Below are 9,023 nucleotides of genomic sequence, written 5' to 3'. Positions count from 1 at the left end.
AAGCACCCGAAAATATTTATCTCAGCCAACAGAATATTTATAACTTACGGCAGAGAAATCAAGCGCTACAAATGCAAATTCAACAAGTGCGGCAAATTATCAGTCTACTTTTGCTAGGGCGGCAAATCTGGCAGCGTTATTTTCTGAAGCTAGAGTTAATATCTGGGAAAAGAACAGTTGCAAAATGAGTTATGTCAGGTTCACATGAATATTTATGATTAAGGCTGACGGGGGACACACAGAGAGATCCGTAGTAAGATCCCATAGGGTGCATTGGCTTCTAGCGTAGGCATAGCCCGCCGCAGGCATCGCTTCCCCTTTCCATACCCTCAAAGCTTGTTATTAAGAGCGTCTCCTTCAGTAGAAGGGTACGGAACTACTCAAGACATAACACAAAGAGATGCCCACCAGAGGTATCAAAACTTTGAGAGATACGGGGAGTTGTGAATTACAAGTAATTAATGCTTTTAGTATTAATGAATAAAAGCAACATTTATGGCTGATATTTTGTCACCATAGATTAACCGAATAAAATCGGTTGAGTCTTACAAGGGGAGAAAACCCACCTAAAATGGGTGTAAGGAGAGAAACAATAAGATGTCTAATAACCGTTCTGGAGGATTTTTTGGCGGTTTGATGCTGGGAGCTACCATCGGTGCTTTGACCGGTTTACTCGTAGCTCCACGCACAGGGCGCGAAACGCGTAAAATTTTGAAAAAATCTGCTAATGCTATCCCAGAATTGGCAGAAGATTTATCAATGAGTGTGCAAATTCAGGCAGATCGTCTCTCTGCTAGCGCACTGCGAAACTGGGATGAGACTTTAGATCGATTACGGGAAGCGATCGCAGCAGGTGTAGATGCCAGTCAGCGAGAAAGCCAAGTCTTGAAGCGACAAACATCTGTTGAAGACTCAGATTCGCTTCCCCAACCATTAGAACGCTCATAAATGACATAACCGTGATTGAACCCCTGTTTTGGTTGGGACTTTCCTTACTTTTAGTCGCCACAAGCCTGACTGCGGTTTTAGTGGCGGCGATACCGGCTTTGCAGGAGTTAGCACGCGCGGCTCGCAGTGCAGAAAAGCTATTTGATACTCTCTCACGGGAGTTACCACCCACTTTAGAAGCTATCCGCGTAACTGGCTTAGAAATCACTGATTTAACTGATGATGTCAGTGAAGGTGTAAAAAGTGCTAGTCAAGTCGTGAAGCAAGTTGACCAAAGTCTTGATACTGTAAGAATTCAGGCTCAAAATCTACAAGTAGGTACGCGCAGCATCTTTATTGGCGCGAAAGCTGCTTGGAAAAACTTCACGCGCCAAAAACCCATAAGGCGGACAAGCGATCGCTTGCCAAGCAATGAAAAACCACCACTAACGTTGCGAGAACGAGAAGTGTTGAGGCAAGAAAATCGCCGAATCAAAGCAGAAGTGTACCGCGCTAATGACGGTTATAACGATGCCACTAGCTGGGAAAATAATTTTGATGACGAAGATTGAATTAAGGCATAGGGCATAGAGCATAGGGCATTGGGCATTGGTATTTGAAAACTCTTTCCTAGTTTTGCTAGTCCCTAGAGCGTGTTTTCAAACCCAAATTAGACTTAATTGTAGGTTGGGTTTTGTTCCTCAACCCAACATTTACATTGTTTTGTTGGGTTGCGCTTCTCTACAGGGATGCTACGTGAACGCTTAACCCAATTTACGTTTCCTGCCCAATGCCCCATGCCCAATACTCAAAAACCTTTTGCTTTGATCCCCTAGATTAGAGTAAAGTAAACAAGTGTAAAGAACTATCATTTTTCTAGTACTCTTTTAAAACAACTTGTTCGCTTTTACCGTTAATATTTGTATAAAAACGTCCATGCAATCTTGTTTTTGGCGACGAATTCTAGTATCTATTGCAGTATTTTTCCTGGCTGGGTCAATTTGGGTGATGCATTCTCCCCCAGCGCTGGCTTATGACAATCCTGAGTTACTTCCTAACACCTTTACCCCAGTTGTAGATTTAGCTAAATCTCTGCCTGTGCTGCAAGAAGAAAAGCTTGTCAAAGATTTAGAGCAGTTTGAAGCTGACACGGGCTGGAAATTGCGAGTATTAACCCAATATGACCGCACCCCAGGTCGCGCAGTTATTAAATATTGGGGTTTGGATGACAAAAGTATTCTACTCGTTGCCGATTCTCGTGGCGGTAACATCCTCAGTTTTAGCGTTGGCGATGCTGTTTATAAACTTTTACCCCGGACTTTTTGGATAGAACTGCAAACTCGCTTCGGGAATTTGTATTTTGTCCGCGAAGAAGGCGAAGATCAAGCCATTCTACAAGCGTTAGAATCCGTTAAGGGCTGTTTGCTCAAAGGGGGTTGCAATGTTGTCCCCGGACTACCACGAGAGCAGTGGATTCTCACCTTGATTACCTCAGTTATTGGTGGGGTGATTTGTGGATTTGCAGCTCAACCCCGCCAAAAAGGACAAGTTTTTGCTTGGCAATGGGCTTTAATTTTCTCACCTTTGTGGGGAATCTTGTTTATTGCCTTCGGCATTGGGCCAGTTGTGACACGTACAAGCGACTGGTTGCCTTTAGTTCGCAATATCTCTGGGTTTCTCATTGGCGTCTTGGTTGCCTACCTATCTCCTATTTTCAGTCGGTCTTCTTCTAGTAATGAGTTATGAGTGAATAGTTAGGAGTGAATAGTTTAATTAACTTATAACTCCTAACTCCTAACTCTTAACTCTCTGAAGCTGATAAGCTGAAAGCTAATATTTGAGAAGCTCAACAAAAATGGAATGGCACGTAACTGATGCTCAAAGTTTAGCAATCATTGATAGTGAAATTGGCGATCATGTCTTTTCACCCGCAGAGTATGAGATTGTGCGTCGGGTAATCTACGCCACGGCTGACTTTGAGTATAAGTCTTTGATTCGCTTTTCTGAGCGTGCCTTGCAAGCTGGAGCAGCAGCGTTAGCCGCACGTACCACAATTGTGGTAGATGTGCCGATGGTACAAGTAGGTATTGCCTACGATATTCAAAACACCTTTGCGAATCCAGTGTATTGCAGCATGGAAGCTCTAACACGCCCTCAAAAAGAAAAAACTCGCGCAGCATGGGGAATAGAAACCTTAGCAAAGCGTTATCCAGAGGGAATTTTTGTGGTGGGTCAAGCGCAAACGGCCCTGACTGCACTGGTGGATTTAATTGAAGTTGAGGAAATTAGACCTGCTTTACTAATCGCAACTCCAGTGGGATTTGTAAATGTTGATGAAGCTAAGGAGCGCTTACAAGACTCTTTGGTGCCTCACATTATAATTGACAACCGCAAAGGTAATGCAGTTGTAGCAGCTGCGATCGTTGATGGGTTGGTAGACTTAGCTTGGCAAGCCTATGGACAAGATGGAAATCGGGGGAGCTAGGAAAGTCGGCTCTATTATATTTTGTATCCAAAAGAGTATTCATCAATCATTGAATATCCTGATATTTTTGTTAAGTCGTGCCGTTCAAGGAGCCTTTTCTTGTGGTAATTCAAGGTTTCAGTTTAAGCGCATATCTTGCAATTCCTGTGGTATTAAGTCTTTTCGCTGATGGAGAAGGAATAAAAATATCTTTAGTTAAAAACGTTCGTCAGGTATCTACTAACAAGGAAATTATCCTATCCAACCGTCAGCTAATCAGCACTAGGGCGACTCCAAAAACATACTATATTAGTGGTGCTGGAAATGACACAAATAGCGGACTATCTACTTCATCCGCCTTTAGGACAATTCAAAAGGCAGCAAATCTGACTAACCCTGGCGATACAGTATTGATTATGAACGGAGTGTACAAAAATTTAGGCAAAGCTGGTAGTGCAGTAAGTATTAAACGTTCTGGAACTGCAAAAGCATGGATTAAGTATAAAGCATATCCTGGTCATTTCCCAAAAATTCAGCACAATACGTGGAACGGTATCTCGATTTCAAATAAAGCTTCATATATCGAGATAAATGGGCTGGAAGTAATAGGAAATAATGCCAATATAACCCTTGATTATGCGATGAGTCAGAAGACTAACAGACAAAACCCGTTAACGAATGGAAACTGCATCAGTGTGGATGGACGAACAAATGGTCATAGTCACCATATACGTATTGTCAACAACAAGGTACATAAGTGTGGAGGAGCAGGCATTTCCGCTATTCAATCGGACTATGTGACAATAGATAATAACGAAGTGTTCGATAATGCCTGGTATAGCGTTTATGGTACCAGTGGAATTTCGGTATTGAGCAATTGGAATTTTGACAATAAGCGGGGATACAAGATGTTTGTTACTAACAACAAAACCTACAACAATCGTATGTACATCCCTTGGATTGCAGTCGGAAAGATCACAGATGGTAATGGCATTATTATCGATAGTACAAGAAATGATGAAAACCCAAAACTGGGTGCATATAAAGGATACACTTTAGTTAAAAATAATCTTGCATTTAATAATGGTGGGTCGGGTATTCATGCCTTTTTTAGCGATCATGTTGATATTGTAAATAACACAGCTGTTTTAAATAATCAGAGTCCAGAACTTAATGGCGGGCAAATATTTGCTCATACATCATCTGATGTCAGAATTCTTAGGAACATTCTTTATGCTTTTCCTGGAAAAAATATTAATAATAAGACTAAAAACAAAAACGTTATTTATGATTATAATATCTACATGAATAGCTCTAAGATAAATGTTAAGGGGCCTCACGATATTGTTGCAGGCTCACAATTTTTAAGCAAGTATCCTACTCTAAAAAAAATATCTGGCGATTGGAAATCGCGATTAGATAAACAAAATCCGCCAACACGGCCTTATGTAGAACCTAAGTCGGCAAGTTTCGCCTGCGGGACAGTGACTTATCGTTTGCAAGGGAAACTCATCAAAGTGGGATGCTCTCGTTAGCAACTCATTAGCAATAAGAAAGGAAATTCAGGGTAGGAGAGATTTATCCCGAATTCGAAAGCTTGAACCTCCTGGGCGAGCATCGAGAAGTTTTGCAGTTGAGAGCAAACTGCCGAAATATTTGCGATATACGGCTGGTAATTACTAAACGACTCACAGGATGCGTAAATGCAGGGTGTGAGTTTATCTCTCTTGTACGTTTCTGAAAGAGAAGCCTATACGGATTACCTCTTCAATCCTCTACTCTACGACGCCGCCGACGCGGTTTTTGTTGTTGGTCTTCACGCAAACGGCGACCGACTTCGTTAAAGAAATCCCGCCGCAGATAAGGATAATCGCTAACCCACAGGTCACGATTAGGAAAGTATATATCGCTGAATTCTTCAATACTGCTCAAATCTGGACGATTTGACATCACTACCATTTCTGCGATTTGGCCGCGAGTAATAACTTTGTGGGCAGGACGTAATGGTGCCACAAACTCAATGGTAAATCCTGTGTCATCACCCACCTCTAAATTTATCTGTTTTTCTCGGTTTTCTATAATCACCAATTCGCCTTTGTTATTGACTGTTTCGGTTTTACCCATCAACTGGTCTGTAATCCACCAATCTAGGACTCGACCACGGAAAAAGCCGCCGTACTTGTAACGGCGGCATTGTAAATTCCGCATACTTGCTTGAAACACTGGATACCACAGCCAAAAAAAAGCGCTAATTACCCCTAGCACAAATACTATTGAAGCAAACTCAAGCTTGAAAATAACTGTTACAAGCAAAATAACAACTACCGCAACTACAGAAATTAACAGCCGTTGCAAAAAATTTGAGAACTTCCCCCAGTAATACTTGTACTGCAAACCAGTAGCAATTAAGGGGACAACTTGTTCAAATTTCTGGCGAGTCAGTGGTACTAACATGAATGCTAAGTAATGAATGCCCAATAGTGAGTTTAAAGTATCTTTTCTAATCCATATACTAACGACTTTAGCGCTAAAACTTTGCGAATCGCTAGTAGCACTCCTGGCATATAACAAGCGCGATCGCTCGTATCATGTCGTAAAGTATAAATCTGTCCTGCTGCGCCAAAAATAACTTCCTGGTGGGCAATCAATCCTGGTAAGCGCACGCTGTGAATTCTAATCCCTTCATCTGCAATACTGCCCCTCGCTCCTGCTAATTTCTCCGTTTCTTCTACAAGAGCAGGGTTAAAAGTTTTACCCAATTCTCCTAATAACTGCGCCGTTTGAATAGCAGTACCGCTGGGAGCATCAGCTTTTTGGTTGTGATGCAGTTCGATAATTTCCACATGGTCAAAATATTTGGAAGCTGCGATCGCGGCTTGTTGCAACAGTACCATGCCAATGGAAAAATTAGGAATAATTAGACAACCAGTACTAGCTTTGTCGGCAAAGTCTGCCAAGTCTTGAATTTGTTCTGGACTTAAGCCAGTGGTGCCAACTACAGGACGAATACCGTAAGCGATCGCACTGCGAATATTGTCATAAACTGAATCGGGATGGGTAAAGTCTACAATTACCCCTGGAGGAGACTGTCTGTCACCAGCCACATACCCCAACATCGGTTCTAATTGATTGGTAATCGGCACTTCCAAAGGTTCGCTTAAACCCGCCAACTCCCCGGCATCTTTATCTTGATGTTCTAAACTGTAGTCAATTGCACCCACTAGGTTTAAATCAGGCGCTTGTGCCACCGCCTTAACCACCTCACGGCCCATTTTGCCAGCAGCACCGTTGACAATAACCGGTATAGGAGCTTGATTCGTCATAGGTCGAGAAATACTTTTTGAGTCAACAAAGGAATTGTAAAGACTTTCGTGATCTAGTAGCTAGCTTCTCAAATCTCTGGCTTAATTCCACCTACCCTGAATTGTGCAGCTAATCCAGGACTTACACAAAATACCTCTCAAACTCTTATTCCTCCGTGTTCTCTGTGCCTCTGTGGTTCGATTTTCCGTTACCTGTGCGTAAGTCCTAATAATCGCTTAGTTTTTCTACTCCCCAAAAGATCGGTTCTCGTTTTTATTGCACTATTTTACCCAGCACACCCGTTTTATTTGCCGATCGTACTGCTTTGATAAGTATTCCTTATAAAATATATCAGCCTTTGTTTGTCAAGTCTAGTTGACCATTTGTAATATTATTGTTATATTTATTTACATAGCTTAGTAAAGCCCTAAAGTAAGTTGCATAGCTAAAATTGCACCTTGTCTATTACCTACATAGTTTTGGTTGCATTGGGTGTTAACTAAGAAAAACAGACTTCGGTTTTGAAATATCCCATCGACATTTGGACTTCTCCCATTTACCTCGGCTATCAAGTCGGGGTTTTTTATGTTCTTGATTACACCTTATTTCTTTAACTTTTCTAAGGAAACTTTCGCTCTCGCACTTCCACAGCGTAATCTTGAACGGCTTTGGTAATCGTCTCGCGCAAATTTGTGTAAACTTTGGCGAATGGTGGATGCTTTTCTGCCAGTCCGAGGACATCTGAGGTAACTAAAACTTGTCCATCGCAGTGAATTCCCGCACCGATACCAATTGTGGGAATACTCAATTTTTGTGAAATCTGCATTGCCAAATCTGCGGGTATATGCTCTAACACTAGAGAAAATACACCCGCTTGTTCGAGAGCGATCGCTTCTTGTAAAATCCTCTCACTGGCTTCTTGGGTTTTTCCTTGTTGTCGCAAACCCAGTTGATGTATTGATTGTGGTGTCAAACCTACATGACCCATTACCGGAATTCCAGCTTCTACTAAACGAGCCACAGTTTCGGCCATTGCTGGATAGCCACCTTCCAATTTTACCGCTTGAGCGCCCGTTTCCTTTAGTACCCGCCCAGCTGAGTGCATCGCTTGTTGCAGACTTTCTTGATACGTCAAAAAAGGTAAATCTACTACTACTAATGCCCGTTTAACTCCACGGCGCACAGCTTTAGCGTGATATATAATCTCATCTAAAGTAATTGGCAGTGTTGTTTCATACCCTAGAACTACTGCCATAGAGTCACCCACAAGGATTAAGTCTACACCAGCTGCGTCTAGGAGTTGAGCGATCGCATAATCCCAGGCGGTCAACGCCACAATTGAACGTCCCTGTTGTTTCCATTGAATTAATTGCTGGGTAGTGATTGCCATTTTGAATTAGGGGATAGGGGATAGGTGATAGGGGATAGGGGATAAGTATGGGCTATTAGAAAGAATTCAGTCCCCTTTACCCTGTAACCTGTCCCCTAATCCCTACTTAACAGCGCGACTGAAAGCAATATGGGGTTTTGCACTGTCCGTTTTGGGCATTAACCAAGCTAGACCTTCACTAGTGCCAATCCATAATTTATTGCCGATGTCAGGTGCAAGGGTAAGAACTCGACTAGAAGGAAGTCCAGCAACTTCTCCATCTAATACAGCCCCTGTATTTGGATCTAATCGTAACAAACCATTATTAGTCCCGACCCAGACACTACCATCTTTAGCAAAACGTACCGCTGTCACATCACGCCCACGCAGGCGAGTTACAGACCGTAACACTGCACCAGTTTTTGGGTTAATAACGAGCAAATTATTCGGCATTCCCGCCCAAATTAACCCTTCTGGACTAATAGCTAAAGCTTGTACAGTTGCCCCTGGTAAATCGGCTATTCGCTTCATAATCGCAGCACTAGCAGTATTTACCCGCACCAATCCATCCAGAGTACCAACCCACAATTGACCTTCAGCGTCTAAAGTCAAGGCATTAGCACTGACACCAGGCAGATTTTTTAATGTTGTCATAATCAAGCCTTGGTCGGGACTAATGAGAGCTAAACCGCTATCGGTTCCAGTCCACAAATAACCCCGTTTGTCAAGTAAAAGTGACAACACGCGTTTAGAAGGCAAAAATAAATTTTGTGCAGTAATTTCGTTAGTGCGGGGGTCAACTCGAACTAGTCCCTCATAACTTCCTACCCACAAACGTCCTACCTTGTCTTGGGCTAAAGCACCAATGGCAACATTCGGTAAGCTCACACGAGAAATAATCTTGCCGGTTTTAGGATCAATCCGCGATAGTCCGCGCCAAGAACCTACCCAAAGATTACC

9 protein-coding genes and 1 pseudogene are annotated in these 9,023 nt (G+C 42.5%); 6 read left to right on the top strand and 4 right to left on the bottom strand.

Features of this window, described 5'->3' with window-relative positions:
• From IQ229_RS03970 to IQ229_RS03945, 6 genes and pseudogenes are all read left to right on the top strand, one after another.
• A pseudogene (locus tag IQ229_RS03970) lies at positions 1-188 on the top strand (hypothetical protein); the annotation flags it as partial.
• Between the two features lie 409 nt (positions 189-597).
• Positions 598-948 (top strand): YtxH domain-containing protein, encoded by a 351-nt coding sequence (locus IQ229_RS03965; protein WP_194041474.1) that lies wholly within the window; start codon positions 598-600, stop codon positions 946-948.
• A gap of 11 nt (positions 949-959) precedes the next feature.
• Positions 960-1,499, top strand: coding sequence for a DUF948 domain-containing protein (locus IQ229_RS03960; RefSeq protein WP_194041472.1), 540 nt, complete (start codon positions 960-962; stop codon positions 1,497-1,499).
• Between the two features lie 364 nt (positions 1,500-1,863).
• Positions 1,864-2,673: a TPM domain-containing protein gene (locus IQ229_RS03955; RefSeq protein ID WP_194041470.1), complete on the top strand. Its 810-nt coding sequence runs from the start codon at positions 1,864-1,866 to the stop codon at positions 2,671-2,673.
• Positions 2,674-2,782: 109 nt separating this feature from the next.
• Entirely contained in the window at positions 2,783-3,412 is a 630-nt protein-coding gene (locus IQ229_RS03950; protein WP_194041468.1) for a precorrin-8X methylmutase, read from the top strand.
• Positions 3,413-3,513: 101 nt separating this feature from the next.
• Positions 3,514-4,926: a right-handed parallel beta-helix repeat-containing protein gene (locus IQ229_RS03945; protein WP_194041466.1), complete on the top strand. Its 1,413-nt coding sequence runs from the start codon at positions 3,514-3,516 to the stop codon at positions 4,924-4,926.
• A gap of 232 nt (positions 4,927-5,158) precedes the next feature.
• Here IQ229_RS03945 and IQ229_RS03940 read toward each other — a convergent pair whose 3' ends face one another.
• The 4 genes from IQ229_RS03940 to IQ229_RS03925 all read right to left on the bottom strand — a co-directional run.
• Complete coding sequence (locus tag IQ229_RS03940; protein WP_194041464.1) at positions 5,159-5,845, bottom strand: phosphate ABC transporter permease; 687 nt, start codon at positions 5,843-5,845, stop codon at positions 5,159-5,161.
• Positions 5,846-5,877: 32 nt separating this feature from the next.
• Positions 5,878-6,714 carry a 4-hydroxy-tetrahydrodipicolinate reductase gene (gene dapB / locus IQ229_RS03935; RefSeq protein WP_194041462.1) on the bottom strand — a complete coding sequence of 279 codons (837 nt, stop codon included), beginning with the start codon at positions 6,712-6,714 and terminating at the stop codon, positions 5,878-5,880.
• A gap of 599 nt (positions 6,715-7,313) precedes the next feature.
• On the bottom strand, positions 7,314-8,084 hold the full coding sequence (panB, locus tag IQ229_RS03930) for a 3-methyl-2-oxobutanoate hydroxymethyltransferase (RefSeq protein WP_194041460.1): 771 nt from the start codon (positions 8,082-8,084) through the stop codon (positions 7,314-7,316).
• A gap of 102 nt (positions 8,085-8,186) precedes the next feature.
• The coding region (locus tag IQ229_RS03925; RefSeq protein ID WP_194041458.1) for a ligand-binding sensor domain-containing protein at positions 8,187-9,023 on the bottom strand (837 nt) is incomplete at its 5' end.

It is taken from the genome of Nostoc cf. edaphicum LEGE 07299 (assembly GCF_015207245.1).
Lineage (GTDB): Bacteria > Cyanobacteriota > Cyanobacteriia > Cyanobacteriales > Nostocaceae > Nostoc > Nostoc edaphicum_B.
This window is presented reverse-complemented; position numbering and strand designations above follow the sequence as displayed.